Annotated in this window: 27 protein-coding genes; 16 read left to right on the forward strand and 11 right to left on the reverse strand. The window is 68.0% G+C overall.

From position 1 onward, the window contains the following. Position 1 precedes the first annotated feature (1 nt). Together DJ018_RS17120 and DJ018_RS17125 are read right to left on the reverse strand one after the other, a co-directional pair. A complete protein-coding gene (locus DJ018_RS17120; RefSeq protein WP_111516201.1) occupies positions 2 to 1,144 on the reverse strand; it encodes a cysteine desulfurase family protein in 1,143 nt (380 codons plus the stop codon). Next, a complete protein-coding gene (locus tag DJ018_RS17125) occupies positions 1,141 to 1,611 on the reverse strand; it encodes an Rrf2 family transcriptional regulator (protein ID WP_111516202.1) in 471 nt (156 codons plus the stop codon). Before DJ018_RS17125 ends, DJ018_RS17120 begins: the two co-directional genes overlap by 4 nt. Positions 1,612 to 1,787: 176 nt before the next feature. Between DJ018_RS17125 and DJ018_RS17130 the strand changes: the two genes are divergently transcribed. Both DJ018_RS17130 and DJ018_RS17135 read left to right on the forward strand, forming a co-directional pair. Further along, on the forward strand, positions 1,788 to 2,438 hold the full coding sequence (locus tag DJ018_RS17130; RefSeq protein ID WP_111516203.1) for an alpha/beta hydrolase: 651 nt from the start codon (positions 1,788 to 1,790) through the stop codon (positions 2,436 to 2,438). Between the two features lie 43 nt (positions 2,439 to 2,481). Beyond that, positions 2,482 to 2,859, forward strand: coding sequence for a YybH family protein (locus tag DJ018_RS17135; protein ID WP_111516204.1), 378 nt, complete (start codon positions 2,482 to 2,484; stop codon positions 2,857 to 2,859). Between the two features lie 4 nt (positions 2,860 to 2,863). On the opposite strand, the gene DJ018_RS17140 is transcribed toward DJ018_RS17135, so the two are convergent. After that, positions 2,864 to 3,856 carry a M23 family metallopeptidase gene (locus DJ018_RS17140; protein ID WP_111516205.1) on the reverse strand — a complete coding sequence of 331 codons (993 nt, stop codon included), beginning with the start codon at positions 3,854 to 3,856 and terminating at the stop codon, positions 2,864 to 2,866. A 104-nt stretch (positions 3,857 to 3,960) separates the two neighbouring features. Here DJ018_RS17140 and DJ018_RS17145 point away from each other — a divergent pair, with 104 nt between their 5' ends. Beyond that, positions 3,961 to 4,998, forward strand: a complete 1,038-nt coding sequence (locus tag DJ018_RS17145) for a mechanosensitive ion channel family protein (RefSeq protein WP_111516206.1) — start codon at positions 3,961 to 3,963, stop codon at positions 4,996 to 4,998. Here DJ018_RS17145 and DJ018_RS17150 read toward each other — a convergent pair. After that, complete coding sequence (locus DJ018_RS17150) at positions 4,995 to 6,107, reverse strand: anhydro-N-acetylmuramic acid kinase (RefSeq protein WP_111516207.1); 1,113 nt, start codon at positions 6,105 to 6,107, stop codon at positions 4,995 to 4,997. The two genes, DJ018_RS17145 and DJ018_RS17150, sit on opposite strands and share 4 nt — an antisense overlap. Before the next feature lie 183 nt (positions 6,108 to 6,290). Between DJ018_RS17150 and tyrS the strand changes: the two genes are divergently transcribed. From tyrS to DJ018_RS17170, 4 genes are all read left to right on the forward strand, one after another. Continuing rightward, positions 6,291 to 7,613 carry a tyrosine--tRNA ligase gene (gene tyrS / locus DJ018_RS17155; RefSeq protein WP_240609593.1) on the forward strand — a complete coding sequence of 441 codons (1,323 nt, stop codon included), beginning with the start codon at positions 6,291 to 6,293 and terminating at the stop codon, positions 7,611 to 7,613. A gap of 11 nt (positions 7,614 to 7,624) precedes the next feature. Further along, complete coding sequence (locus DJ018_RS17160) at positions 7,625 to 8,086, forward strand: peroxiredoxin (RefSeq protein WP_111516208.1); 462 nt, start codon at positions 7,625 to 7,627, stop codon at positions 8,084 to 8,086. A gap of 123 nt (positions 8,087 to 8,209) precedes the next feature. Continuing rightward, on the forward strand, positions 8,210 to 9,358 hold the full coding sequence (locus DJ018_RS17165; protein WP_111516209.1) for a M23 family metallopeptidase: 1,149 nt from the start codon (positions 8,210 to 8,212) through the stop codon (positions 9,356 to 9,358). Next, a complete protein-coding gene (locus tag DJ018_RS17170) occupies positions 9,339 to 9,764 on the forward strand; it encodes a bactofilin family protein (protein WP_111516210.1) in 426 nt (141 codons plus the stop codon). Before DJ018_RS17165 ends, DJ018_RS17170 begins: the two co-directional genes overlap by 20 nt. A 2-nt stretch (positions 9,765 to 9,766) precedes the next feature. Here the strand turns inward: DJ018_RS17170 and prfB are convergent, their stop codons facing one another. The 3 genes from prfB to DJ018_RS17185 all read right to left on the reverse strand — a co-directional run bounded on the left by prfB (position 9,767) and on the right by DJ018_RS17185 (position 14,645). Then, positions 9,767 to 10,888: a peptide chain release factor 2 gene (gene prfB / locus DJ018_RS17175; protein WP_111516211.1), complete on the reverse strand. Its 1,122-nt coding sequence runs from the start codon at positions 10,886 to 10,888 to the stop codon at positions 9,767 to 9,769. Positions 10,889 to 10,959: 71 nt separating this feature from the next. Beyond that, entirely contained in the window at positions 10,960 to 13,350 is a 2,391-nt protein-coding gene (locus DJ018_RS17180) for a penicillin-binding protein 1A (RefSeq protein ID WP_240609594.1), read from the reverse strand. A gap of 113 nt (positions 13,351 to 13,463) precedes the next feature. After that, positions 13,464 to 14,645 (reverse strand): N-acetylmuramoyl-L-alanine amidase family protein, encoded by a 1,182-nt coding sequence (locus DJ018_RS17185; protein ID WP_240609595.1) that lies wholly within the window; start codon positions 14,643 to 14,645, stop codon positions 13,464 to 13,466. A 447-nt stretch (positions 14,646 to 15,092) separates the two neighbouring features. Here DJ018_RS17185 and DJ018_RS17190 point away from each other — a divergent pair, with 447 nt between their 5' ends. Together DJ018_RS17190 and DJ018_RS17195 are read left to right on the forward strand one after the other, a co-directional pair. Next, positions 15,093 to 17,813: an Rne/Rng family ribonuclease gene (locus DJ018_RS17190; RefSeq protein ID WP_111516213.1), complete on the forward strand. Its 2,721-nt coding sequence runs from the start codon at positions 15,093 to 15,095 to the stop codon at positions 17,811 to 17,813. 48 nt (positions 17,814 to 17,861) lie between these two features. Continuing rightward, complete coding sequence (locus tag DJ018_RS17195) at positions 17,862 to 19,265, forward strand: M48 family metalloprotease (protein ID WP_111516214.1); 1,404 nt, start codon at positions 17,862 to 17,864, stop codon at positions 19,263 to 19,265. A gap of 11 nt (positions 19,266 to 19,276) precedes the next feature. On the opposite strand, the gene DJ018_RS17200 is transcribed toward DJ018_RS17195, so the two are convergent. Continuing rightward, positions 19,277 to 19,480 (reverse strand): hypothetical protein, encoded by a 204-nt coding sequence (locus tag DJ018_RS17200; RefSeq protein ID WP_111516215.1) that lies wholly within the window; start codon positions 19,478 to 19,480, stop codon positions 19,277 to 19,279. 172 nt (positions 19,481 to 19,652) lie between these two features. On the opposite strand from DJ018_RS17200, the gene DJ018_RS17205 reads away from it, so the two are divergent. From DJ018_RS17205 to DJ018_RS17215, 3 genes are all read left to right on the forward strand, one after another. Continuing rightward, a complete protein-coding gene (locus tag DJ018_RS17205; RefSeq protein WP_111516216.1) occupies positions 19,653 to 20,378 on the forward strand; it encodes a DsbA family protein in 726 nt (241 codons plus the stop codon). 299 nt (positions 20,379 to 20,677) lie between these two features. Beyond that, the gene (locus DJ018_RS17210) at positions 20,678 to 21,547 is read left to right on the forward strand and encodes a manganese catalase family protein (RefSeq protein WP_111516217.1); all 870 of its coding nucleotides are present in this window, start codon (positions 20,678 to 20,680) and stop codon (positions 21,545 to 21,547) included. A gap of 13 nt (positions 21,548 to 21,560) precedes the next feature. Then, a complete protein-coding gene (locus DJ018_RS17215) occupies positions 21,561 to 21,848 on the forward strand; it encodes a DUF2061 domain-containing protein (protein WP_111516218.1) in 288 nt (95 codons plus the stop codon). A 44-nt stretch (positions 21,849 to 21,892) separates the two neighbouring features. Here DJ018_RS17215 and DJ018_RS17220 read toward each other — a convergent pair whose 3' ends face one another. Next, positions 21,893 to 22,681: a thiazole synthase gene (locus tag DJ018_RS17220; protein WP_111516219.1), complete on the reverse strand. Its 789-nt coding sequence runs from the start codon at positions 22,679 to 22,681 to the stop codon at positions 21,893 to 21,895. Between the two features lie 2 nt (positions 22,682 to 22,683). Next, positions 22,684 to 22,884, reverse strand: a complete 201-nt coding sequence (thiS, locus tag DJ018_RS17225; protein ID WP_111516220.1) for a sulfur carrier protein ThiS — start codon at positions 22,882 to 22,884, stop codon at positions 22,684 to 22,686. An 80-nt stretch (positions 22,885 to 22,964) separates the two neighbouring features. Here thiS and aroQ point away from each other — a divergent pair, with 80 nt between their 5' ends. The 4 genes from aroQ to aat are packed head-to-tail and all read left to right on the forward strand — an operon-like array spanning position 22,965 to position 25,970. Continuing rightward, complete coding sequence (gene aroQ, locus DJ018_RS17230) at positions 22,965 to 23,402, forward strand: type II 3-dehydroquinate dehydratase (RefSeq protein ID WP_111516221.1); 438 nt, start codon at positions 22,965 to 22,967, stop codon at positions 23,400 to 23,402. A gap of 27 nt (positions 23,403 to 23,429) precedes the next feature. Next, on the forward strand, positions 23,430 to 23,918 hold the full coding sequence (accB, locus tag DJ018_RS17235; RefSeq protein ID WP_111516222.1) for an acetyl-CoA carboxylase biotin carboxyl carrier protein: 489 nt from the start codon (positions 23,430 to 23,432) through the stop codon (positions 23,916 to 23,918). Between the two features lie 8 nt (positions 23,919 to 23,926). Continuing rightward, entirely contained in the window at positions 23,927 to 25,285 is a 1,359-nt protein-coding gene (gene accC, locus DJ018_RS17240; protein ID WP_111516223.1) for an acetyl-CoA carboxylase biotin carboxylase subunit, read from the forward strand. Between the two features lie 13 nt (positions 25,286 to 25,298). Beyond that, positions 25,299 to 25,970, forward strand: a complete 672-nt coding sequence (gene aat, locus DJ018_RS17245; RefSeq protein WP_111516224.1) for a leucyl/phenylalanyl-tRNA--protein transferase — start codon at positions 25,299 to 25,301, stop codon at positions 25,968 to 25,970. On the opposite strand, the gene DJ018_RS17250 is transcribed toward aat, so the two are convergent. After that, positions 25,889 to 26,581 carry a DUF2155 domain-containing protein gene (locus tag DJ018_RS17250; RefSeq protein ID WP_240609597.1) on the reverse strand — a complete coding sequence of 231 codons (693 nt, stop codon included), beginning with the start codon at positions 26,579 to 26,581 and terminating at the stop codon, positions 25,889 to 25,891. The genes aat and DJ018_RS17250 overlap by 82 nt on opposite strands. Positions 26,582 to 26,589 lie beyond the last annotated feature (8 nt).

Raw genomic sequence — 26,589 nt, forward strand, 5'->3', positions numbered from 1 at the left:
CTTAAGCTCCTGCGGCCACGGGCGCGCGTCGGCGCGCCGCATGCCGCTCGTGCGCCTCGGACCAGGCTTCGACGAACCTGTTCCAGTCGCTTTCGGTGGTGTTCCAGCCGCCGCTGACGCGGATCGCGCAGCTGGCCAGGTCGCCCTGGCCCATGGCGGTGAGTACGTGGCTGGCGGCGACCTTGCCGGACGAGCAGGCCGAGCCGGCGCTGACCATCACGCCGGCCAGGTCCAGCGCCATGACCTGCAGCTCGGAGGTCCATCCAGGGGTGGCGATGCAAAGGGTCTGCGGCAGGCGCGGGGCGCCCTCGCCCATGACCACCGCGCCAGCGGCTTTCAGCGCCTGGACGGCGGCGTCGCGCCACGCGGCGTGCGGCGCGAGATTGCGCCAGGTGGTGGCGGCGCCCAAGCCCGCGATGCCGGGGATGTTCTCGGTGCCCGCGCGGCGGCCGCGCTCCTGCCCGCCACCGTGCTGGCGGCGCGAAAGAACCGCGCGCGGGCCAAAGGTCAGGGCGCCCGCGCCCTGGGGGCCGCCCAGCTTGTGGCCGCTGATGGCCAGGGTGTCGGCGCCCAGGCCGCGGCTGTCCACCGGAATCTTGCCGGCGGCTTGAATGGCGTCGACGTGCAGCCAGCCGTCATGCTCGCGCACGATATGGGAGGCCTCGAGCACGGGCTGGATCACGCCCGTCTCGTTGTTGGCCAGCATCAGGGCCACGAAGGGACGGCCGTCGGCCGTATCCCAGCGCCCCAGGCGCTCGGCCAGCCAATCGAGGTCGGCGACCCCTTGAGCGTTCACGGGCAGGACCTCGACAGCCGCGGCTGTTGCGCGAGCGGCGTCCAGAACACTGGGGTGCTCGATCGCCGAGACGATCAGGCGGCGCGAGCCGGCGGCCACGGCGCTTTCGATGGCGAGCGCATTGGCCTCGGTGCCGCCGGAAGTGAACACCACCGTCTGCGGCGGGGCGGCGATCAGGGCGCCGACCTTGGCGCGAGCCTCTTCCATGATGGCGCGCGCGGCCCGTCCGGCGGCGTGGACGGAAGAAGGGTTTCCGCCGACCTCGAGCGCGCGCACGACCGCGTCCGCCGCCTCAGGGCGAACGGGGGCGGTGGCGTTGTAGTCGAGGTAGACGGCGGCGGGCTTCATGCGGCCGGGCTCATCTCTGCAGACGAGCGACCCGATGCGCCGTCGCGGTGGCGCAGCCGCCCGCCGATCACGTCCGCCAGGCTGACGGACGCCAGGTAATCTTCAATGTGCGCGCCGAGGTCTTCCCACAGGTCGTGGGTTAGGCAACGCTCGCCCTTCAGCATGCACCCCTTGTCGTGGCCGGCGCAGCGCGTGGCGCGCATGGGCTCGTCCACGGCCTGGACAATCTCGGCGATGGAGGTGGCGTCCGCACCCCGGGCCAGGCGATAGCCGCCGCCCGGTCCGCGAGCCGACTTCACCAGGCCTTTGCGGCGCAGGCGGGCGAAAAGCTGTTCGAGGTAAGAGAGCGAGATTTCCTGCCGGGCGGCGATCTCGGCCAGCGCGACAGCCCGTTCGGCGTCCGATTCACGGCGCGCCAGATCGGCGAGCGCCATGACGGCGTATCGGCCTTTGGTGGACAGACGCATGGCTTCGAGAACCTAGTGCAGTTTTCGCGCGCATCCTGGCCGGCCTGTGCTACAAGCCGCCGCCTTGCGCGGGGGAAGAGCCTGAGCGGCTGGATGGCCGGGACTTAGGAAGACCCAGCGCAGCAGTCAAGTATTCGGACTGCATCAAACGGACTGGGGCTGAACGAGAGGGTTCGATGCCAGAGGTGGTTCTGACCGGTGCGGCCGGGCGGATCGAAGGCCGTTATTCGCAGGGCAAGAGCGAGACTGCGCCGGTGGCGCTGATCCTCCACCCGCACCCCAAGGCGGGCGGCCAGATGAACAATCCGGTCACCGTGCAGCTCTTCCACCTGTTCATGAAGCGCGGCTTCTCAGTGCTCCGGTTCAACTTCCGCGGCGTGGGCCGCAGCCAGGGCGAGTTCGACGGCGGCATCGGCGAGCTGGCGGACGCCGCCACCGCGCTGGACTGGCTGCAGTCGACCAATCCGGCCGCTTCCCAATGCTGGGTCGCGGGTTATTCGTTCGGCGCCTGGGTGGGCATGCAGCTGCTGATGCGCCGCCCCGAGACGGACGGCTTCATCTCGGTGTCTCCGCCGACCAACGCCTACGACTTCTCGTTCCTGGCGCCCTGCCCGGCGTCCGGCCTGATCCTGCACGGCGGGGCCGACTCGGTGGTGCCGCCCACGGACGTGGAGAAGGTCGTCTCCAAGCTGCGCACGCAGAAGGGCATCACCATCGACTACGACGTGGTCGACGGCGCGAGCCATTTCTGGGTCGAGAACCTGCCGGACCTGGAACAGCGCGTCGGCGCCTATCTGGACAACCGCCTGGCCGCCGAGCCGGCGTAAGGCCGCGTTCCCTCGCCCGACGGGGACCCGCGGATCGCTCAAGATGAGCACACCCGAAGACGCGATCCGGGCGCGGCGGCGGCTGACCAACAAATTCATCGCCGCGCACGACGCTCAGCGGCTGCGGCCGTTCTTCGCGGCCGACGCCAAGCTGATTGCGGGTGAAGGCTCGCTGATCATCGGGGCGGACGAGATCGTCGCCGCCTTCGCGGGCCAGTTCGCTGATCCGGATTTCGTCACCTATGTGCGCACGCCCGAGCGCATCGAGTCCGACGCCGCTGGGGCTCGAGCGGCGGAGCACGGCCGATGGGCAGCCAGCTGGAAAAGCGGCGAGATGAGCGGTTCCTACCTCGCGGTCTGGCGCAAGGTGACCGGCCAGTGGGTCATCGAAAGCGAGACTTTCGTCACGCTTCAGGGCTGAGCCCTCACATCCGGGTGGTCTCGCGACGGGTCAGGACCACCTTGCCCCCGCGCCAGACGCGGGTCTCCGCCGTGTACGCGCCGCTGGGCCAGCCGCCGGGCGGCGTTCGCTTGCCGACCATCTGGAACCAGTGCGCCTTCGGCCCGTCCATCGGCTTGCTCTTGCCGGCGGCAAGCTGGGATCCGCCGGGCGCGGTGAGGATCACTTCCAGCTCGTCGCCTCGCTCCAGGCCGACGGCGCGCATGTAGGCCACCATGTACGGGGCGCCCGCGGCCAGCCGGGTCATCGTCCCGCTCTCGATCTGGTCGAGGGTCAGGGCGGCGCCAGCAAAGCCTGCGTTGAGAATGGCGCCAGCCTTGTAGGTCAGCGCCTTCGCCGCCGCCGGCGTCCACATCGGCTGCTGGGCCGTGCAGCTGGCCGCGCTGGCTGGGTTCGGGGCGAAGGGATCAACGGTGCGGCCCTGATGCCGGACGGTCATGTGCAGGTGGGGGTACTCGGTCTGGCCGGAGAGGCCGACTCGCCCAAGCGGCTGGCCCGCCGTCACGACGTCGCCGGCCTTCACCCGGATGCTGCCTTGCGCCATGTGGCAGTACTGGGTCTCCCAGCCGCCGCCATGGTCGATCACGAGGCCGTTGCCACATTCGCGCCCTGCGACGCTCGCCACGCCCGCAGCGCGGACGGAAACGTCGGCGACATCGTTGCGCAGACGCGAGACCCTGCCGGGCGCAGCCGCCAGGACCTCCACGCCACGCTTCTGCGCCGGCAGGTCCAAGAGCCGGATGTCCACCCCGCTGTGCCCCTGATAGGTGCGGGTCGCGCAGCGATAGTCCCGGGCGCCGGGCCCCGGGTCACGATCCACGTAGTTCTGCACCTCGCACGTCCTGCCGATCTCGCAGGCCACGGGAAAGCCGAGCCTGGGCCCTTGCGGCGCAGCTTGGGCCAGGGCCGTTCCGCCGACGGCGAGCATGGCGAAAAGCGCGAGGTGAGTGATGCGCATGAGCGTGGCTCCTTCCAGCCGGGCTGAGCTTACCTCGGAACTGGGCGCAAGATGGGCGGCGACGCGCGCCGGAACGACGCCTTGGCTGTCAGCGTTCGCGCCCCATGGATGACCTGAACGACCTGCGCGGCCTGGTGCTCTTCGCGATCGGCCGCACGCCAGTAACCCTCGGCGGGATTCTGGCCGGCCTGGCGGTCGCCTGCGCGTTCTGGCTGGCGTCCAAGGTGGTCGGCGGCGGCATCAAGCGTCTGCGCGGTCGGGCCCGCCGCGGCGGCGAGGCGCTCTACATCGTGGAGAAGCTGGTCCGCTACGCTCTTGGAATCCTGGGCATTGTGGCCGGGCTGTCCACCGTTGGGCTGAACCTTTCGTCGCTCGCGGTCTTCGCCGGGGCCGTGGGTGTCGGCATCGGCCTGGGCCTTCAGGGCATCGTGAAGGAGTTCGTCTCCGGGCTGGTGCTGATCTTCGACCGGGTGCTCAACGTCGGCGACTACATCGAGCTGGAAGACGGCAAGCGCGGCCTTGTGCAGGAGATCGGCACTCGGGCGGTGCGCATCCGCACCAACGACAACATCGACCTGGTCGTCCCAAATTCGAAGTTCATCGATGGACCGGTGATCAACTGGACCCTGCACAACCGGACCAGTCGCATACACATCCCGTTCAGCGTCGCCTACGGGTCGGACCGCCAAAAGGTCCGGCAGGTGGTGCTGGAAGCTGCGCGGAGCGTGCCGTTCACACTGCCTGAGACCGAAACGCAGAAGAGCCAGGTCTGGATGACCGGCTTTGGTGACTCCGCGCTGGAGTTCGAGCTGCTCGTCTGGCCGACCCTCGATGCGGTTAAGCGGCCAGGCGCCATGCAGGCCGCCTACACCTGGGCGATCGCCGACGCCCTGGAATGCGCCGACATCGAGGTGCCCTATCCGCAGATGGACGTGCGGCTGCGGAGCCTTTTCGGGCAGGAAAACGAGCGCGCCCTGCGCGCCCTCAAGCTGGAGGAGCCGGAGACGGCGCAGCCTGGCCCGCCAGCCGCTCAGCCGTCCGCGCTCCCCAGAAACGACGCCGCGGAGGAACTGACCCGACCCATGCCGGAGATGGATCCCGACCCGGAGGACACCAGGCCAAACCCGGAGCCGAAGCGCTAGCGGTTCGGCTGGGCGATACGGCCGCCGGTCATCGGCTGGGCGACACCGGTCGTCTTGGGGAAGGAGATCGGCAGGCCGCGGGCGGTGCGCGCCGCCAGATAGGCGAAAGCTTCCGCCTCGATCGCGTCGCCGCGCCAGCCGTGTTCCTCGGCGGCGGCCACCGGGACCGGCAGGCGCGCGGCCAAGGCCTTCATGATCTGCGGATTGTGCCGACCGCCGCCGGCGACCACCACCTGAGTGGGCTGTCCGCCGGCCACGTCGAACCCCAGCTTCACGGCTTCGGCGGTGAAGGCCACGAGGGTGGCGGCGGCGTCCTCGAGTTGCAGCGCCTCAAGCGGCTCCAGCGAGAAGTCGTACCGATCCAGAGACTTGGGAGGGGGAGCTGTGAAATAGGGATGAGCCAGCAGCGCGCGGACAATCGACTCGTTCACCTGCCCCACGCTGGCGTAGCGGCCCTTGTCGTCGAAGCGTCCGGCGCCACGGCTCTGCACCAGCAGGTCGATCATGCCATTGCCCGGGCCCGTGTCGAAGGCGGCAAGGTTCTCGCCTCCTGACCAGAAGGTGATGTTGGCCACGCCGCCGACGTTGAGCACCGCCACCGGCGCTTCCAGCCCTGAGGCCTGCGCCCGCGCCAGGTGATAGATCGGCGCCAGCGGCGCGCCCTCGCCCCCAGCCGCCACATCAGCCGTGCGGAAATCGAAGGCGACCGGCACGCCAGCGAGGTCCGCCAGCCGTTGAGCATCGCCAAGCTGCACGGTGCGACCGACCACGCCGTCCTTAGGCCGCTCGTGCAGGACGGTCTGGCCGTGCATGCCGATGAGGTCGATGCGGGACCAGGTCAGGTCATTGGCGGCGAGAAAGCCCTCGGCGGCCGCGAAGTGCTCGTCCGCCACGGCCTGCTCGGCTTGAACGAAGATGTCGGGCCGAGGCTCGCCGCGCTTCCACTGCAGGGCCTGGCGGGTGGTCTCCAGCAGCAGGTCGCGCGTGGCGTCGGTGAGCTTGCGCTCCCCAGCCGGACCAAAGGCGGTGATTGCCTCCCCGTCCGTCTCCAGGATCGCCATGTCGACCGCGTCGAGGGAGGTTCCGGTCATAAATCCGAGTACGCGCATGGCGATTGACTGCCATGGCTGGCGGCGGCTAGCTAGCCGCATGATCGGCAAGACGGCCTCCAGCGCCCGCTATTACCGCCCGCTCCTTTAGCGGGTCGCCGATCGTTCGCGCCCGCCCCTCCGGCCGGCGCCTCCCCTGCTCTTCGACAGACGGTCCGGCCTTCCTCAGCCAGGATCCCTGCCATGTCCCTCGAAATCGCGCAGCCCGCCGTGCTAGAGCCCGGCCACCAAAAGCCGATGAGTCCCGCCATGTCCGACGCGCCCTTCAAGTCCGAGTTCCTCCAGACCCTCAAGGCGCGGGGGCATATCAACCAGATCACCCATTCCGCGGAGCTGGACGAACTGGCCGCGGGCGGGCCGATCACCGCCTACATCGGCTTCGACGCCACGGCCGCCTCGCTGCACGTGGGGCACCTGTTCTCCATCATGACCCTGCGCCGGCTGCAGCAGACCGGGCACAAGCCGATCGTGCTGATGGGCGGGGGGACGACCAAGGTTGGCGATCCCACCGACAAGGAAGGCCAGCGCCCGCTGCTTACCGAAGAGCAGATCCAGTCAAACATCGACTCCATCAAGGAGGTGTTCTCGCGCTTCCTGACGTTCGGCGACGGGCCCACGGACGCCGTGATGGTCAACAACGCCGAGTGGCTGGACCGCTTCGGCTACGTGCAGTTCCTGCGCGACTACGGCGTGCACTTCACGGTCAACCGCATGCTCGCCTTCGACAGCGTCAAGCTGCGGCTGGAGCGCGAGCAGCCGATGACCTTCCTCGAGTTCAACTACATGCTGATGCAGTCGGTGGACTTCCTGGAGCTAGAGCGCCGCTACGGCTGCATCCTGCAAATGGGCGGCTCTGACCAGTGGGGCAACATCGTCAACGGCGTGGAGTTGATCCGCCGGGTGGACCAGAAGCCGGCTTTCGGCTTGACCACGCCGCTGCTTTCCACTGCGTCGGGCCAGAAGATGGGCAAGACGGTGGGCGGAGCCGTGTGGCTGAACGCCGACATGCGCAGCCCCTACGACTACTGGCAGTTCTGGCGGAACACCGAGGATGCGGACGTTGGCCGTTTCCTGCGCCTGTTCACCGACCTGCCGGCCGAGGAGATCGCCCGGCTGGAGACGCTGCAAGGGGCCGAGATCAACGAGGCGAAGAAGGTGCTGGCCAACGAGGCGACGACCTTGCTGCACGGCGCAGACGAGGCCGCCAAAGCCGCTGCAGCCGCTCAAGCCGCATTCGAGCAAGGCGGGCTCTCGGCCGACTTGCCAACCCACGAGGTCGCGGCCGCCGACCTTCACGCCGGCGTCGCCCTGGCCGCTTTGGCGGTGGATGCAGGTCTCGCCGCCTCCAAGGGCGAGGCCCGGCGCCTGGCGCAAGGAGGCGGCCTGCGGATCAACGACAAGGCCGAGAGCGACGGCAATCGGGTGGTGACGGCGGCCGACGTGGTGGACGGCGTCGTGAAGCTTGGCGCGGGTAAAAAGAAGATCGTGCTGGTCAAGCCGGTCTGAGGAGCAGGATCATGAGCGAGATCGCCGAGGGCGCGAGGGCGCCCGACTTCGAGCTGGAGACCGCCGAAGGCCCGGTGCGCCTCGGTGATTTCGCCGGCAAGACCCTGGTGCTCTACTTCTACCCCAAGGACGACACGGCCGGCTGCACGCGGGAAGCCCAGGACTTCACGGCGCTCGCCGACGAGTTCGCCCAGGCCGGGGCGACGGTGATCGGCGTCTCCAAGGACACGGTCGCCAAGCACCAGAAGTTCACGGCCAAGTACGACCTGAACGTCCGCCTTGCCTCCGATCCCGACGGCGCGGTCATCGAGCGCTACGGCTCGTGGGTGGAGAAGACCCTCTATGGGCGCCAGTACATGGGGATCGACCGCTCGACGTTCCTGATCCAGGACGGCGTCTTCAAGAAGATCTGGCGGAAGGTGAAGGTCCCCGGCCACGCCGAGCAGGTGCTGGCGGCCGTCCGGTCCTTATAGTTCATGGCGCGTTTACCTCGATCGCGAACAATCTGACCTGCCGTCATTGCGCGCAGGCGGCTTGCCACTGCGCGAAAAGTGGTTGCATATCGCGGGGGTCCAGGGCTGGGGACTAGCGAAAGCATGCAACGCATCGCGCGACTGCGTCGATCGCTCGTAGAGCTGTTTCCCGAACGCCATCTCTATGTCCGCTCCGGCGGCGAGATGCGCGGCTTTGTCCTTTCCACCCGAAAGCAGATGCTGCTGGCCGGCGGCGTGGCGGCCAGCGCGCTGTGGGTCGGCGTCTGCACCGCCGCCATGCTGGTGAACCTGCTGTCCGCCTCGGCGACCGATCGCGAGGTGGCGCGGACCCAAGCGAAGTACGAGCGCTGGATCGCTGACCGACAGGCGCGCCTCAACACGGCGGTGGCGCAGCTAAACGCTGGCGGGGCCGCCGCCGGCCAGGTGGCCGCGGTCGAGAAGCGCCACGCCGCGCTCGCCCTGTTACTCGCCGACGCCAAGGGCGAGCCGGGCGCCGCCCAGGCGCTCACTCCCGCCATTGACAGAGCCTTGTCGGTGCAGGACCCCGACCCCAATCGCCGCCTGGACCGCGTTCGCGCCAGCCAGGAGGAGGTGGCGGGCGTCGCCGAAGACTTCGCCAAGAGCCGCGCCGAGCGTCTGCGCCTGGCCTTCCGCATGGCCGGCCTGAAGCCGTCCACCTATGTCGCTCGGAGCGCGCTCGGAGGGCCGCTGATCGAATCGAAGGACCCTCGCGCATTGGCCGCCGTGCTGGACGTGGAGCCAGGCTTCGCCGCGCGCATACAGAAGGCGGCGCACGGGCTGTCGGAAGCCAAGGCGCTATCGGACGCGGCCGCCGCCCTGCCCTTCTCCAAGCCGACGAACCTCACCCCGCAGACCAGCAGCTACGGCTTCCGACTGGACCCGTTCACCCGCAGGCCCGCCTTCCACTCCGGGCTGGATTTCGCCGGCGCGCCGATGACGCCGGTCTATGCGACGGCTCCGGGCGTGATTTCGTACACCGGCGTGCGATCGGGCTACGGCAACACCGTCGAGGTCGACCACGGACGCGGGTTCAAGACCCGCTACGCCCATCTGGCGCGCATCGCGGTGCGGCCTGGCCAGAAGGTCGGCCTCGGCCAGCGGATCGGCGGACTGGGCTCCACCGGCCGCTCAACGGGACCGCACCTGCATTACGAGGTCTGGGTCAACGGCCGAGCCTACAATCCCGAGCGTTTCCTGAAAGCGGGGTCCTATGTTCTCCAAGACGGATAAATCCACGGGCGCCGCCCGCACCGAGTTCGCCGCCGCTGAACCGGCCGGCCGAAGGCCCATCGCCGCCTCCCTGATCGCGGAAAACGTCACCATAAACGGCGATCTCGCCAGCGACGGCGACGTTCAGCTGGATGGCACGCTCGTTGGCGACCTGCGCGTCGGGCGGCTCACCATCGGGGAGACGGGCCGCGTGGAAGGCGCGGTCGAGGCCGAGACAGTCGACATCCGCGGCCGGGTGACGGGATCGATCACCGCCAAGGCGGTTCGGCTCTACGCCACCGCCGACGTCGAAGGCGACATCACCCATGCGCAGCTGGCGATCGACGCCGGCGCCAGCTTCCAAGGCCGCAGCCTGAAGTTCCAGGCTCCGGTGGAGGTCACGGCGCTGATCGAAGCGGCCGAGTAGGCTCAGGCCTCGACCGCGTCGCGCGTGGCGCCCACCCGCTGGGCCAGAGCCGCGCCCATGAAGCTGTCCAGATCGCCATCCAGCACGCCTTGGGTGTCGGAGGTTTCCACCTCCGTCCGCAGGTCCTTCACCATCTGATACGGCTGAAGGACGTAAGAGCGGATCTGGTGACCCCAGCCGATGTCGGTCTTCTGGTCCTCAAGCGCCTGCTGAGCCGCTTCCCGCTTCTCGAGTTCGAGCTCGTACAGACGCGCCTTCAGCATCTTCCAGGCCTGTTCCCGGTTCTGGTGCTGTGAACGCTGCGTCTGGCAGGCGACGGCGATGCCGGTCGGAATGTGGGTCAGGCGCACGGCCGAGTCGGTCTTGTTGACGTGCTGACCGCCGGCGCCGGACGCGCGATAGGTGTCGGTGCGCACGTCCGCCGGGTTGATCTCGATCTCGATGTTGTCGTCGACCACCGGGTAGACCCACACGGACGCAAAGCTGGTGTGGCGACGGGCCGAGGAGTCGTAGGGGCTGATCCGCACCAGACGGTGCACCCCGGCCTCGGTCTTCAGCCAACCGTAGGCGTTGGTCCCCTTCACCTGCAGGGTCACCGACTTGATGCCGGCCTGTTCGCCGACGGTCTCTTCGATGAACTCGACCTGCATGCCGTGGGCCTGAGCCCAGCGGGTGTACATGCGCAGCAGCATGCCGGCCCAGTCGTTGGACTCGGTGCCGCCGGCGCCGGAGTTGATTTCCACGTAGGCGTCGTTTCCGTCGGCCTCGCCGGACAGCAAAGCCTCGAGTTCGGCGCGGCCGGCCCGGTCCTTGATGGCGCGCAGCTGGGCGCGGGCTTCTTCGAGGGAAGCCTCGTCGCCTTCCTCATCCGCCAGTTCGGCATAGCCCAAGGCGTCGCCGAGATCGCGCTCGATGGAGCGGACGGCGTCCACCTGGGTGGACAGGCGCGTGCGCTCGCGCATCGTCGCCTGGGCGGCGTCCGCGTCGTCCCACAGGGTCGGGTCCTCGACCCGGGCGTTCAGCTCGTCGAGCTTGCGGAGCGCCGGCTCCCAGTCGAGCCTGCGCTTCAGCAGTTCGATGGACTGCTCGATGTCGGCCTTCATGGCCTCGACATCCGCTCTCATGGATAGCTCCGAAGGAGATCAGGGCGGCGCAGATAGCCCGCGCCCTTGATCGTTACAAGATCAGCGACAGCTCAGTAGAGACCCGACGCGTCGTCCGGCGGGCGCGAGGGCGGAGGCGGCGCGATCGCGGCCCCGGCGTTGGGAGCCCCCGTTACGCCGTTCTGCCAGACGCTGCTGTAGGGCTGCGGTCCGGACGGAACGCGACCGCCGCCGCCGCCGCCGCCGACGGGCGCCGCGGCCACACGCGGCTCGGTGCCCGGGCGGAACGCCTCGCGGATGCCGCGGACCATGGCGAACTTGGCGTTCTTGGGCGGAACGAAGTCGCTGGGCGGGTAGCCTTTCAGCGCTTCCTTCATGAAATCCACGAAGATCGGCACCGCCGACTGACCGCCAGTTTCGCCGGAGCCGAGGCTGCGGTTGTCGTCGAAGCCGACGAAGACGCCGACCACCAGGTCGGGCGAGAAGCCCATGAACCAGGCGGAACGGTAGTCGTTGGTGGTGCCCGTCTTACCGCCCAGCGGGCGACCCAGCGAGGAGGCCTGCACGGCCGTGCCGCGCTGGACCACGCCCTGGAGCATGGACGTGATCTGATAGGCGGTGATCGGGTCCATGACCTGTGCGCCCGCCTGAGGCACGCGCGGGCTCTCGTCGCCGCTGAACCCGGCGTCGCAGCGGTCGCAGTCGCGGCCGTCGGCGCGGAAGATCGTCTTGCCCTCGCGGTCCTGCACCATCTCGATCATGTGCGGCTCGACCTTGCGGCCGCCGTTCACGAATGAGGCGTAGGCGCCCGCCATCTTGAAGACGGTTGTCTCGCCCGAGCCCAGCGCCATGGCGAGCACCCGGTCCATGCGCTTTGTCACGCCCAGACGCTCGGCCAGACTGCTGATCTTGGGCATGCCGACGCCCTGCGCGAGGCGCACGGTCATCGCGTTGCGCGACAGCTCAAGGCCACGGCGCAACTGCAGAGCGCCATAGTAGCGGTGCTCGTAGTTCTCGGGGCTCCAGGCCTGGCCGTTGGCCCCCGCCAGGGTGATCGGGGCGTCCATCACCACCGAGGCGGGCGTGTAGCCGTTCTCCAGCGCCGCCGCGTAGACGATCGGCTTGAAGGCCGAGCCCGGCTGGCGAAGCGCCTGAGTGGCGCGGTTGAAGCTCGACAGCGAGAAGGAATACCCGCCGACCATCGCCAGCACACGGCCGGTGTTCGGCTCCAGGGCCACCAGCGCGCCGTTCACGGCCGGGATTTGCTTCAGGCGGAAAGCCGCGCCGCCTTCCTCGTTGGGCGCGACCCAGACGAGATCGCCGACGCCGATGCCCTTGCCGCGTCGGGCCCAGGCGATGTCTTCCCCAGCAATCTGGCCGGTGTCGCCTTCGATCGTGCGGACGGTCACTCGGCCGCCGCCGACGTCCGTCACCACGGCCGCCGTCCAGCTGCGGCGCTCGGCGGGCTTGGCGGTTTTGCGAGCGACGTCTTCCCAGTCGGCCAGGGTGGTGACCCGGCCCCAAGCGCCCCGCCAGCCGTGGCGGCGATCGTACGCTTCCAGGCCGTTCATCAGCGCCGTCCGCGCCGCGCTCTGCAGGCGCGGGTCGAGGGTCGTACGCATGTAGTAGCCGCCCTCGTTCAGGCGCGGCCCAAGGGTGGTGAGGCCGCGGCGGCGCACTTCCTCGACGAAGTAGTCGGCGTCTCGGTACTTGGCGCGGCTGGGCTCAGGCTGGACCACCAGGTCCTCGCGCTTGGCCGCCTCGGCCTGTTCATGGGTGATCGAGCCCGCGGACGCCATCTGGTCCAGCACCCAGTTGCGTCGCGCGATGGCCTGCGCCTTGCGGCGGATGGGGTGGTAGTTGTCGGGTCCCTTGGGCACCGCGGCCAGGTAGGCGCTTTCGGACAGGGTCAGGTCGTTGATCGACTTGCCGAAGTAGTTGAACGCCGCGGCGCCGACGCCGTAGGACCGATAGCCCAGCCAGATCTCGTTCAGATAGAGCTCGAGGATCCGCTCCTTGGAGAGGGTCTGCTCCAGGCGGCCTGCAAGAATGGCTTCCTTGAGCTTGCGGCCCAAAGTTTGGTCGTTGGTCAGCAGGATGTTCTTGGCCACCTGCTGTGTGATGGTCGAGCCGCCTTCCATTCGCCGGCCGCGAGTCACGTTCACGACGTTGCGGACCATGGCGCGCGACAGGCCGCTGACGTCCACGCCGCTGTGGTGGAAGAAGTTGCGGTCCTCGGCGGCGAGGAACGCCTGCGCCAGCTGCGGCGGGATGTTGTCGTACGGTACGAAGATGCGCCGTTCGCGAGAGAACTCGCCGATCAGCGTGCCATCCCAGGCATAAGCACGCGTCGCGGTGGGCGGATGGTAGTCCGCCAGGTCGCCGGCGTCGGGCATGTCGTGGAACAGCCAGGCCGCCCAGATGGCCATGGCGAATCCGGCCACGGCGATCGCGCTGAGCACGACCACGCCGGCAATCGCCACCCATCTCTCAGCGGGTTTCAACTTAACTGAGCCTCCGCGGGGACGCCCGCCCCTAACCGGCTCCGTCTAGCGTGCGTTGGGCCGGGCGCCAACGGGCGGCAAACGTCGCCGCGTCAGCGCGCCGCAAGCTTGGTGGCTTCGCCGAAGTATTCGTCGATGGCGCTGGCCACCGCGTCCATGAGCCGGCCGCGGCGTTCCGGATCGCGCAGGAAGCGTTCGTCATCGAGGTTCGAGACGAACCCCATCTCCAGCAGCACGGCCGGAACGTTGGGGGCGAGCAGCACCATGAAGCCTGCGTCACGGTGGCTGCGCCGAAGCATCGGAGCCTTGCCCTCGATGTGGCTGACCAGGGTCTGGGCGAACATGCCCGAACGGTTGCGCGTCGCGCGCTGGGTCAGGTCGAACAGAATGTCGCTCACGCCGCGATCGCCAGTGAGGCTCGCCTTCATGAACCAGTCGTCCTTGCTGACGAACTGGGCCGCGCGCTGCGAGGCCTTGTCCGACAAGGTGTAGACGCTGGCGCCCGACAGGCTCGGGTCCGGCCCCGAATCGGAGTGCAGCGAGATGAATAGGTCGGCGTCCGCCCGCTGGGCGATGCGCACCCGGCTTTCCAGCGGCACGTAGACGTCCGAATTGCGGGTCATCACGACCTTGTAGCGGCCCGACCGCTCCAGCCGCGCCTTCAGGGCCTGAGCAGCCAGGAGGTTGACGTCCTTCTCGTGGCCCTGGGCGCCCCTGGCGCCCGGATCGTTACCGCCATGGCCGGCGTCGATCACCACCACTTTCTTGAGCGGCAGCGGCGCCTTGCGCACCGTCGTTTCCCGCACCTTCAGCGGCGCGGGCCGGGCGCTGGTCAGCTTCACCTGTCCGGGTGCGGCCGGCGCCACGTCCAGAACATAACGATAGTGATCCACCCCATCGGCGGGCGGCAGCAGGAAACGCCGGGACACCTTGGCGTCCCCTTTGAGATCCATCTGCAGGCGCGCGCCGCCGGAGGCCTGATCGACCACCCAGGTCTTCACCAGCCCCTGCCCAGCGCCCTGAAGCGCACCGCCCTGAGGCGTCACGCCCGGCAACATCAGCACGACGCGCCGGTCGGACGCGCCGTCAGACACGAGTTTGGCGCTGACCGCACGGTCGAGGTCCAGAACGATGCGGGTTTGCGAACTATCGCCGCCCAGGCGGACCTTCTGCAGGGCCGCGCCAGCGGTTGCGGCATGGGAGACAGCGACGGCGGCCAAGCCGGCGAGCGCCGCCGTGGCGGCCGCCAGGAGGCGTCCACGACTGCTGCTCACACCTTGGCGCACGCGCAAAAACATAGCTCGCCAACCTTAAGGACTCTGACGCGGTCGAGAAGCGCCCATATAGACGCAGCACCGTGCAGAAAGGGTTAAGCGAACCTTTCCGCCAACCCCCGATCGGGTTCAGCTTTCCTTTTCGGGTGGGGTGTTGCAAAGTCCGCGCGCGCTGCGAACCGCATTGGGCTCCTTTTTGAGTCCTGCGACGCTCGCGCGCATCACATGCGTCGGCAACGGCCACTTCCGGCCACGACGCCTCATTCGATCCGCGCCGATCTCGGCGCTTGGGAACACACCTGATGAGCTGCGCAGCTCATGCCAACGTCCGGCTTCAGGCCGCCCGGGACGCCGCTTTCGGCCTCTCCGCGGTTGGCGCGCGCGCTCGTCTCATGCACCGGCAGCGCTGGGCCCTAGAGGCCATCGCGCGCCGCGGAGACCTTATTGATGTCCAAGACTATGTTGATCGACGCAGCCCACGCGGAAGAGACGCGTGTGGTGGTGGTCGACGGGAACCGCGTCGAAGAGTTTGATTTCGAGAGCCAGAACAGGAAGCAGCTTCGAGGGAACATCTATCTCGCCAAGGTGACGCGCGTAGAGCCGTCCCTGCAGGCGGCCTTCGTCGAGTACGGCGGCAACCGCCACGGCTTCCTGGCCTTCAACGAAATCCACCCCGACTACTACCAGATCCCGGTCGCTGACCGCGAAGCGTTGCTGCGCGACATCGCCGAGGAAGACGACGACCATCACGAGCCGCGAAGCGCCCGTGGCTCGGACGACGAGGAAGACGACGAGGAAGGCGCGGTCGCGGCCGCCTCGGACGACGATGACGTCATGGAAGAAGAAGTCGCCCGGCGTCGCCGGCGGCTGATGCGCAAATACAAGATCCAGGAAGTGATCCGCCGCCGGCAGATCATGCTGGTGCAGGTCGTCAAGGAAGAGCGCGGCAACAAGGGCGCGGCGCTCACCACCTATCTGTCCCTGGCCGGCCGCTACGGCGTTCTGATGCCGAACACGGCCCGTGGCGGCGGCATTAGCCGCAAGATCACCACGGCCACCGACCGCAAGCGCCTGAAGACCATCGTCCAGAGCTTGGACGTGCCGCAGGGCATGGGCCTGATTGTCCGCACCGCGGGCGCCAAGCGCACCAAGGCCGAGATCAAGCGCGACTACGAGTACCTCCTGCGCCTGTGGGAGAACATCCGCGAGACCACGCTGGGATCGATCGCGCCGGCGCTGATCTACGAGGAAGAAGACCTCGTGAAGCGCGCCATCCGCGACCTCTATGACAAGGACATCGACGACGTCTTTGTCGAAGGCGACGCCGGCTACCGTGAAGCACGCGATTTCATGCGCATGCTGATGCCGAGCCAGGCCAAGAAGGTTCAGCCGTACCGCGAGCCGACCCCGCTGTTCGTCAAGCACAGGGTCGAAGACCACCTCAGCCAGATCTATTCGCCGGTCGTTCCCCTGCGCTCAGGCGGCTACCTGGTGATCAACCAGACCGAAGCCCTCGTGGCCATCGACGTGAACTCCGGCCGCTCCACCCGCGAGCGGAACATCGAAGCCACGGCGCTGAAGACCAACATGGAGGCGGCGGAAGAAGCTGCTCGCCAGCTGCGTCTGCGCGATCTGGCCGGCCTAATCGTCATCGACTTCATCGACATGGATGAGGCGAAGAACAATCGGGCCGTCGAGAAGAAGCTGAAGGACTGCCTGAAGGACGACCGCGCGCGGGTCCAGATGGGCAAGATCAGCCCGTTCGGCCTGATGGAGATCAGCCGCCAGCGCCGCCGCACCGGCGTGCTGGAAGGCACCACCCACGTGTGCGAGCACTGCGGCGGCACCGGCCGGGTGCGCTCGGTCGAATCGAGCGCCCTGGCGGCTCTGCGCAGCGTCGAGACCGAAGCGCTGAAGGGCGGCGGCGAGGTGACGCTCACCGTGCCGCGCGCCGTGGGTCTCTACATCCTCAATGAAAAGCGCGGCCACCTGGCGCGTCTGCACCAGATGTTCGGCCTGTTCGTCACCGTGGTGATCGACGACGAAATGGCGCACGCTGACGTGCAGATCGAACGCACGGCCAGCGAGACCCGCGCCGAGCACGCCGCCATCGTCCCTGCCCTGCTGCCCGCCTACCAACCCACCGCCGAAGACGACTTCGACGACGAAGCCGTCGAGGACGAGGAGGAAGAGGACGAGGAAGACGAGGAGCTCGAAGAGGATGAGAGCGAGGACGGGGAGGACGAAGCGCCGCGGGAGCGCGAGCGCAGCGCCCGCCGCGACGACGAAGAAGGCGAAGGCGGCCGTCGGGGCCGCCGGCGTCGCCGCCGGGGTCGCCGCGGAGACGATCGCGAACCACGCGAAGCTCGTGATGAGGCCCCCCGGCCCCAGGAAGCGCGTGGCGACGACGAGGACGAAGGTGAAGGCGGCCAGGGCCGTCGCCGTCGCCGTGGCCGCCGTGGCGGCCGCCGGATGCGCGATGAAGGTCGCGCGGCCGAGCCGTTCGCCTGGACGCGCCCGTGGGTGCCGTACGGCGACGATCCGTTTGTCTGGTACGATCCCGCCGAGGACCTGAAGAAGGCCGCGGCGCCGCAGCCGCAGCCGCAATCGCGTCCGCAGCCGGCCAACGAAGATGCCGTCACGCCCGTGGCGGCCGAAGCCGCAGCGCCGGCCCCCAGCGTCTCCGCCCCGCGCGCGAGCGAAGGAGATGAGGACATCTGGGTCGAACTGCCCGCGGTCGAGGAGAAGCCGAAGCGCGCCCGCCGCAGCCGCAGCCGCGGTCGCGCCGCCGAAGCCGAGGCCGCCCCGGAGGCGGCTGCCGAAGCTGTCGCCGCCGAGCCGGCCTCCGAGGCTGCGCCCGCGCCGGTGGAGCCGGAGCCTGTCGCTGCTGAAGCTGAAGCGCCGCCCGCCAAGAAGCCGCGCTCCCGCAGCCGCAAAAAGGCCGCCGAGCCTGCGCCGGAAGCGGCGGTTGAACCGGTCGCCGAGGCGCCTGCGCCTCAGGCCGCGCCTGAACCCGAGCCCACGCCGGCGCCCGAACCGGCTCCCGCTCCGGAGCCAGTGATGGCTGACGCGGAGCCCGCACCGGCGCCTGCGCCGCGCGAGCCCGATCCGGCTGAGATCACCACACCGCCGCAGACCCCGCGGAGAGGCTGGTGGCGGCGCGGCTGACACGCTAGATTCCGACCGGGTGTTGGGGGGCGCTGAAGAGAGTTGAGCATGGTCTCTCCTGCCCGGTCGGTTTCCCGCATTGCGCTCGCCGCCACGCTTGCGGCGAGCCTCGTCCTGCAGGCCGCCCCCGCGGCCGCGCAGGATGGCGAGTCGCTGATCCGGGACACCGAGATCGAAGAGATCCTGCACAAGGACGCCGAGCCGATCCTGCAGGCGGCGGGCATCAACCCGAACAACGTCGAAATCCTGATCGTCGGCAGCAAGGAGCTGAACGCCTTCGCAGCCCCGCGCATCATGGGCATCTACACGGGCCTGATCCTTCAGAGCAAAAACCCGAACGAGCTGCAGGGCGTCATCGCGCACGAAGTAGGCCACCTGGCCGCTGGCCACAGCGCCCGCTCAGGCGAGCTCAACCGGGCCGGCATGAGACCCTTCCTGCTGACCATGGGGCTGGGCGTGCTCGCGGCGCTGGCCGGCTCGGGGGACGGTGCGGCGGCGCTGATGGGCAGCGCCAGCTACTTCGGCACGCTAGGCGCCCTGGGCTATAGCCGCGAGCAGGAAGGCCGCGCCGACCAGGCTGGCGCCATGCTCCTGGACAAGGCCGGGATTTCCGGTCGGGGCTTGGCCGACTTCTTCGACAACTTTCGCTACCAGGAAGTCTTCAGCGAGAGCCGTCGCTTCGCCTATTTCCGCAGTCACCCGCTGTCTTCGGACCGGATTGAATCCCTGCGCAGCAAGGTCGCCACCCAGCCGAACTACAGCAAGGCGGATAGCCCGGAGGCCATGGCCGAGCACGCCGTCATGAAGGCCAAGCTGGACGGCTTCCTCAATCCGCAGGTCGCGATCGTCAAATATCTCGAGACCGACAAGAGCTATCCGGCCCGCTACGCCCGCGCGATCGCGTACTACCAGATGCGGGAGCCTGAGAAGGCGCTGCGCCTGATCGACGCCCTGCTGCAGGAGCAGCCTGAGAACCCGTACCTGCACGAGCTGAAGGGACAGATCCTGTTCGAGTTTGGCCGGGCCAAGGAAGCCGAAGCGCCCCAACGCCGCTCCGTGGAACTGAAGCCTGACGCCCCGCTGCTGCGGGTGAATCTCGGCCAGACGCTGATCGCTCTCGACGACAAGGCCAAGATCGAGGAAGGCGTGGCCGAGCTGAAGAAGGCGCTGGTGCAGGAAGAGGACAACGCGGTGGCCTGGCGGCTGCTGGCGGCGGCCTATGACAAGCAGGGCCAGGAGGGGCTCGCTCGGCTGGCGACGGCCGAGTACAACTTCAACGTCGGCGACAAGCGCCAGGCGCGGGTCTTCGCCATGCGCGCCCGTGAGAAGCTCACCCGGAACACGCCCGAATGGCGCCGCGCGACCGATATTGTTCTGGTGTCGGAGCCCAGCCGCGACGACCTCAAGGATCTCGCGCGCGAGGGCTCGATCGGCCTCAGCGAAGTTCGCTGAGGCCTAGAACCTCAGAGTTGGTTGATCTCGCCGCAGCCGCACTTCACGACCACGTCGCGCAGCTCGGACTTGTCCATGGCGTTGTGAATGGGGCTGTCACAGGCGCCGCAGTGAAAAGCGGTGGAGCCGGGCTTCTCTTCGCTGACATTCGCCAAGATCAGGGTGCGCCGGCCGACAAACAGGCCCGGGACGGTTCTCATCTGGACGAACGACATCGGGAACTCCACGCTTCAGCCCAACCGGCTTCCGCACCGCACAACGCACGACGCGACATATTGCTGCAGCGCATAAGTACAAAGCCGCCCTCGGGCAAGCAGAGCGTGGTCAGGCGCCTGTTCAGGCGGCGCCTCTCTGGCCTTGTGCGCAGCCGCATCCTATTTGGCGAGCATGAAGACCGCCGCGCGAGTCGCTCTCGCCCTTTCCGCCCTCACCCTCCTTTCGGGCTGCCAGAAGCAGGACGACGCCGCCTTCGGGGCGCGTGTCCGCGCTTATCTGCTGGAGCATCCCGAAGTCATGCGCGAAGTCGCGCAGAAGCTGTCCGAGAAGGAACAGGCGGAAGCGGCCAAGGCCTCCAGCGAGGCTATCGGCAAGTTCCGCGCTCAGCTCGAACGTGATCCGCGCGACCTGGTCGCCAATCCGGATGGCAAGGTCACGGTGGTGGAGTTCTACGACTACCGTTGCGGCTACTGTAAGCTCGCCGCGCCGGAGGTTCTGGAGCTGATCCGCTCGCAGCCGGACGTCCGCTTTGTGTTCAAGGAATACCCGATCTTCGGCGACGTCTCCGATGAGGCGGCCAAGATCGCCCTGACCCCTGTGGCCAAGGCCAAGGGTCTGCAACTTCATCAAGCGTGGATGGCGGACAAGTCGCTGACGCAGGCCGGCATCGACCGTCACCTGACCGAGGCAGGCATCGACCCCAAGGTCGCGCGCGAACAGGCCAAGGACCCCGCGATCGAGCGGCATCTGATCGAGACGCGCCAACTCGCCCAGAACATGCATATCGAAGGCACGCCGGCCTTTATCGTGGGTGACACCATGATCCCGGGCGCTGACATGTCGGCGCTTCGCGCCGCGATCCTCGTCGCCAAGGCCGGCGATCTGAAGAAGGGCTAAGCGCTCTTCCCCCCAAGCTTGACCGACGAAGAACGGCCGGCGCTTTCAGCGGCGCCAAGCACACGCGCTTGTAGTGGCGCTAGTTAACTACAGCAGAGCCGACAACGCAGGATCGTTGGCTGTTCCATAGCCTGAATATTTATCGCCGATAGTTTTGACCTATTCAGCCTGAAATCCTGTAGTTCAGCTTTTTACAATCCCACATTTTGGGTCTTTTACTGGAACAGGCCCGGCGCTGAACGGTTCGGAAAACCGTCTCCCCAGACGACTTCCCAATCCGAACAGCAGAGGCCGATACCATGTACTTACATGACAAGCGACTCCAATTCCCCGTGCGAGTCGAGAAGCCGGACCCCGTGTTCGCCAGAGCCTTGCAGCAAGCCATCGGCGGCGTGGAAGGCGAAATCCGGGTTTGTCTGCAGTACTTCTTCCAGGCTTGGGGCCAGCGCGGCCCGTCCAAGTATCGTGACCTGCTGCTTCAGACCGCGACCGAGGAGATCGGTCACATCGAGATGCTGGCCACCGCCGTCGCTCTGAACCTCGAGGGGGCGCCGCTCTCCGAGCAGGAGGACGTGGCCGCTGATCCGGTGAACGGCTCGGTGCTCAACGGCATGGACATGCGCCACGTGCTGTCGGCCGGCCTCGCAGCCTTGCCGACGGACGCCAACGGCGTGCCCTTCGACACCAGCCACGTCTACGCCAGCGGCAACAGCGCGGCCGACATGTTCTCGAACATCACGGCGGAAGCTACTGGTCGCGTGCTCGCCGTGCGGCTCTACAACATGACCAACGACCCCGGCATGAAGGAGATGCTCTCGTTCCTGATCGCTCGGGACTCCATGCACCAGAACCAGTGGATGGCGGCTCTTGAGGACATGGGCGGGGTCGCCGCGGCGATGCCGATCCCGAACAGCTTCCCGCAAGGCAAGGAGCAGGAAGAGTTCAGCTACAAGTTCGTCACCACCAACGCCGACGGCTCGCCACCGGAACCGGGCCGTTGGAACGAGGGCCCGTCAATCGACGGCAAGGGTCAGTTCACCCCCGAACAGATTCGCCCGGACGGTCAGGAGCCGAAGCTCGCCCCGCCGCCGCCGAATTCCGGCGCCCAGAAAGAACAGATGGACTTCCTCGGCCGCGGCGTCGCGGCTGTGAAGGACATGCTGAGCTGACGGGAGCCGCCACGTGAACCGAGTGCTCCTGAAGACCAGCACCTACTGCGTCATGCACCTGGTGGTGGCCGTGGCTGTCGCCTTCGCCCTGACGCGGAACTGGCATGCGGCCCTGGCCATCGGGCTCGTCGAGCCCTTCGTCCAGACCTTCGCCTTCGCCCTGCACGAGAAGTTCTGGGCCAAGCGGGGCGTGCCGCAGACGGAGAAGACCAGCGGCGGATGCTCGCACATCCGGCTCTGGCCGAAGTCGCAGCCCAAGGCCGCCGAGGCCGAAGCTGCGGCGGTCCAGGCGACCGCCTGACGGAGCTCGGAAGCCTCCCTCCTTAAGCGGAGGGAGGCGCCGGCTCAGATCAGCCCGGTCAGCGGCGAAGACGGGTCGGCGTACATGCGCTTGGGCATGCGCCCCGCCAGGAACGCTTCGCGTCCGGCGATCACCGCGTGCTTCATGGCTCGCGCCATGCGGATCGGGTCGCGCGCTTCGGCGATCGCCGTGTTCATCAGCACCGCGTCGCAGCCGATCTCCATGGCCACCGCCGCGTCGGAAGCGGTGCCCACGCCGGCGTCCACCAGCACCGGCACCGTGGACTGCTCGACAATAAGCCCCAGGTTCAGCAGGTTTTGGATGCCTCGGCCCGATCCGATCGGCGCGCCCAGCGGCATGATCGCCACCGCGCCCGCATCCTCGAGCTTCTTGGCGTAGACCGGGTCATCCGAGCAGTAGACCATCACCTGGAAGCCGTCGGCCACCAGCAGCTTCAGAGCCCGCAGGGTCTCTTCCATGTCGGGCAGCAGGTGCTTGGTGTTGGACAGCACCTCCAGTTTCACGAGGTCCCAGCCGCCAGCCTCGCGCGCCAGGCGCAGCAGGCGCACGGCGTCCTCGCCGGTGTAGCAGCCAGCGGTGTTCGGCAGGAACGTGAACCGATCGGGCTTCACATAGTCGACCAGCATCGGCTGGTTCGGATCGGACAGGTTTACCCGGCGCAGGGCCACCGTGACGATCTCGGCCCCCGCCGCTTCTGCGGCCGCTGCGTTCTCGGCGTAGTCCTTGTACTTGCCGGTGCCGACGATCAGGCGCGAGCGGAAGGTGCGCCCCGCGACGGTCCAGGTATCTTCAGTGTGGACGGACCCATCCATGGTCAGCCGCCTCCGATGAAATGCACGATCTCGATACGGTCGCCGTCCGAGAGGTTGGTGGCGGCATAGGCCGATCTGGGGACGATCTCTAGATTGCGCTCCACAGCGACCTTGCGCACGTCCAGCCCGAGCGCCTCCACCAGCGCCGCCACGTTGGGCGCGCCGTCGAAACCGCGGCTCTCTCCGTTCACAGTCAGGTTCATGGGACGCTCAACTCCGGTCGGCAAGCTTGTGACCCGCAGCCCCGCCCGTTACAAGACGCCGGAATCGACGGCGGAGCCGAATGCCGAAACCGATCTATGTGCTTAGCGGGCCCAACCTCAACCTCCTGGGCGTCCGCGAGCCCGAGATTTACGGACATCAGACCCTGGACGACGTGCGCGCCCTCTGTGAGGCGCGGGCGAAGTCCCTGGGCCGCGAAATCGTGTTCCGTCAATCGAACCACGAAGGCGAACTGGTCGACTGGATCCAGGAGGCCCGCGAGAAGGGCTGCGCCATCGTGATCAACCCGGCGGCCTACGGGCATACCTCCATCGCCATCCTTGATGCGCTGAAGGCGTCGGACCTGCCGGTGGTCGAATGCCACCTGTCCAACCCGGCGGCCCGCGAGGACTTCCGCCGTCACACCTACGTTTCGCTGGTCGCCGCAGGAGCCGTCACCGGGTTCGGCGCGGCGAGCTATGAACTGGCTATCGAGGCCGCAGCGGGCCTGGCCCGCTGAGCCTCCAGGAACACAAGGGTATTTTTCATGGCTAGCACTCCCAAGGCCCCCGCCGATCCGATCGACGCGCGCCTGGTGCGCCAACTGGCCGACATCCTGACCGAGACCGGCCTGTCCGAAATCGAAGTCGAGGTCGAACAGGCGGGCCTGAAGATCCGGGTTGCGAAGACCCTCACCGCAGCGGTGCAAGTGGCTGCGCCAGTCGCTGCACCGGCTCCGATGGCTGCGCCGGCCGCCGCCGCGCCAGCCGCGGAAGCTGCGCCTGCCGCCCCGCAGACCCGTGGCGACGCGGTCAAGTCGCCGATGGTCGGCACGGTCTATCTGCAGCCCAACCCGGGCTCGGACCCGTTCGTGAAGGTCGGTGACACGGTCACCGCGGGCCAGACCCTGTTCATCGTCGAAGCGATGAAGACCATGAACCCGATCCCCGCTCCCAAGGGCGGCCGGATCGTCGAGATCATCGTGGCCGACGGCCAGCCGGTCGAGTTCGGCGAGCCGCTCGCCGTCATCGAGTAGCGCGTACCATGTTCGAGAAGATCCTCATCGCGAACCGCGGCGAGATCGCCCTTCGCGTCCACCGCGCCTGCAAGGAGATGGGGATCTCCACGGTGGCGGTGCACTCCGAGGCTGACAGCGGGGCCATGTGGGTGCGGCTGGCCGACGAGAGCGTCTGCATCGGGCCGGCGCCCGCCGCCAAGAGCTACCTCAACATCCCGTCGATCATCGCAGCGGCCGAGATCACCGGCGCGCAGGCGATCCACCCGGGCTACGGCTTCCTGTCGGAGAACGCCCGTTTCGCCGAGATCGTCGGCGCGCACGGCTTCACCTTCATCGGGCCCAAGCCCGAGCACATCAAGATGATGGGCGACAAGATTACCGCCAAGCAGGCGGTGAAGGACGCCGGGATCCCGGTGGTCCCCGGCTCCGATGGCGCCGTCCGCACCGAAGAAGAGGCTTTCGCCGCGGCGAAGGAGATCGGCTTCCCCGTGCTCATCAAGGCCGCCGCTGGCGGCGGCGGGCGTGGCATGAAGGTCGCCAAGACCGAAGAAGACCTGGCCGAGGCCGTGGCCACCGCCCGTTCCGAAGCCAAGGCCGCCTTCGGCGACGACGCGGTCTACATGGAGCGCTACCTCCAGACGCCGCGCCACATCGAGTTGCAGGTCATCGCCGACAGCTTCGGCAACGTGGTGCACCTGGGCGAGCGCGACTGCTCCTTGCAGCGCCGTCACCAGAAGGTGCTCGAAGAAGCGCCCTCCCCGGTGATCGACGCCGAGGCTCGCGCCAAGATCGGTAAGGTGGTGGTCGATGCGGTTCGCGCCATCGGCTACCTCGGGGTCGGCACCATCGAGTTCCTGTACGAGAACGGCGAGTTCTTCTTCATCGAGATGAACACCCGCCTTCAGGTGGAGCACCCGGTCACCGAAGCCATCACCGGCATCGATCTGGTTCGCGAGCAGATCCGCATCGCCGCCGGCGAGCCGCTGTCTTTCCGTCAGGAAGACGTGGTCTTCGAAGGCCACGCCATCGAGTGCCGGATCAATGCCGAGAACCCGAAGACCTTCGCGCCCTCTCCGGGCCTGGTCACGGACTTCCACGCGCCCGGCGGCTTGGGCGTGCGCCTCGATAGCGCGCTCTACGCCGGCTACTCGATCCCGCCCTACTACGACAGCCTGGTCGGCAAGCTCATCGTGCACGGCCGCGACCGCGAGGAAGCCCTCGCCCGCGCCGCGCGGTGCCTGAGCGAGATGGTGGTGTCCGGCATCGACACCAACATCCCGCTCTTCCAGGAACTGCTGAGCAACCCCGACATCGCGCGGGGCGACTACAACATCCATTGGCTCGAGAACTGGATGAAGCAGCAGGCGGCCACCGCGGCCGCCTGACGGTGACGCGGGCATGAACGACAGCTTCACGGCCCGCGATCTCCTCGCCTGCTACGCCCGCGGCGTCTTCCCCATGGCGGACGCGCGGAAGGACAACCGGGTCTTCCTGATAGATCCGGAGCGCCGCGGCGTGATCCCGCTGCGAACCTTCCATATCTCGCGTCGCATGGCGCGCACCGTCCGCAAGGATCCATTCGAAGTGCGCGTCGACACGGCCTTTGCTCAGGTCGTGGAGCTCTGCGCAGAGGCTGCGCCCGGCCGAACGGAAACCTGGATCAATCACCCGATCGAGCGGCTCTACGGGCAGCTCCATGAGCTGGGCTTCGCTCACTCCGTCGAATGCTGGCGGGGCGACGAGCTGCTGGGCGGTCTTTATGGCGTGTCTTTGAAGGGCGCCTTCTTCGGCGAAAGCATGTTTTCACGCGCGACGGACGCCTCGAAGGTCGCGCTCATCCATCTCGTCGCACGGCTGATCGCGGGCGGCTACGTGCTGCTGGACGCCCAGTTTATGACCGAGCACCTGTCGCAGTTCGGAGCCGAGGAGATCAGCCGCCCCGAGTACCAGCGCCGCCTGAAACGTGCGCTGGCGGTGGACGGCAAGTTTCAGCGGCTGACAGGCGCCGCGGGAGCCGCGGCCGCCGTCACCGGGGCCGAAGCCCTGCAGTTGATCACCCACGCGTCGTAGACCGGGTGCTCCAGCGGGTGAAGGCTGGGAGACGACGCGTACATCCAGCCTTTGAACACCTGCCGCGCCGGCGGAGCCGGCTTGCCGGGGGCGGGCCGCGGCTGTGAGTCGACGGTCAGATAGGCGATGGAGTCCTGCATCCCCTCGTCGCTCGCGGAGCGTTCGCAGGCACGCACGGTGAAGACCAGGGTCTTGTAGCGCACCGGCTTGCCCACCGCGGCTTCGAACCGGAGCGTCTGCGCGGTGACCTTGTCCAAGGCTTGCAGCACGGCGACGTCGTATCGCGGCCGGCGCGGGGCCTCGGGCGCAGGTTTCACTTCGGCCGCCTTAGGCGGCGGCGCCGGGGCCACTTCCTTTTCGGTGATCGGCGGAACGGCGATCGGCTCCGGCGTGGGTACGCTGACCGGCGGCGCCTCTTCGGCGTCCGGCGGGATGGTGGCGGGCGCGGCGGTGGTGTTGGCCGGCGGCGCTTCTGGAGCGGGGGTCGCCCTTGGCGGGGCGGCCTTGGGCGCTGCTTGCGCCCAGACCAACCCGGCAGCGGCGGCGCCCGCGATCGGGGCGAGCCACGCCGCCCGACGGATCAGCTGAGCGGAGCAAGACCGAAGCTGCACGGCGGTCG

This window comes from Phenylobacterium deserti (genome assembly GCF_003254705.1).
Classification (GTDB): Bacteria; Pseudomonadota; Alphaproteobacteria; order Caulobacterales; family Caulobacteraceae; genus Phenylobacterium; species Phenylobacterium deserti.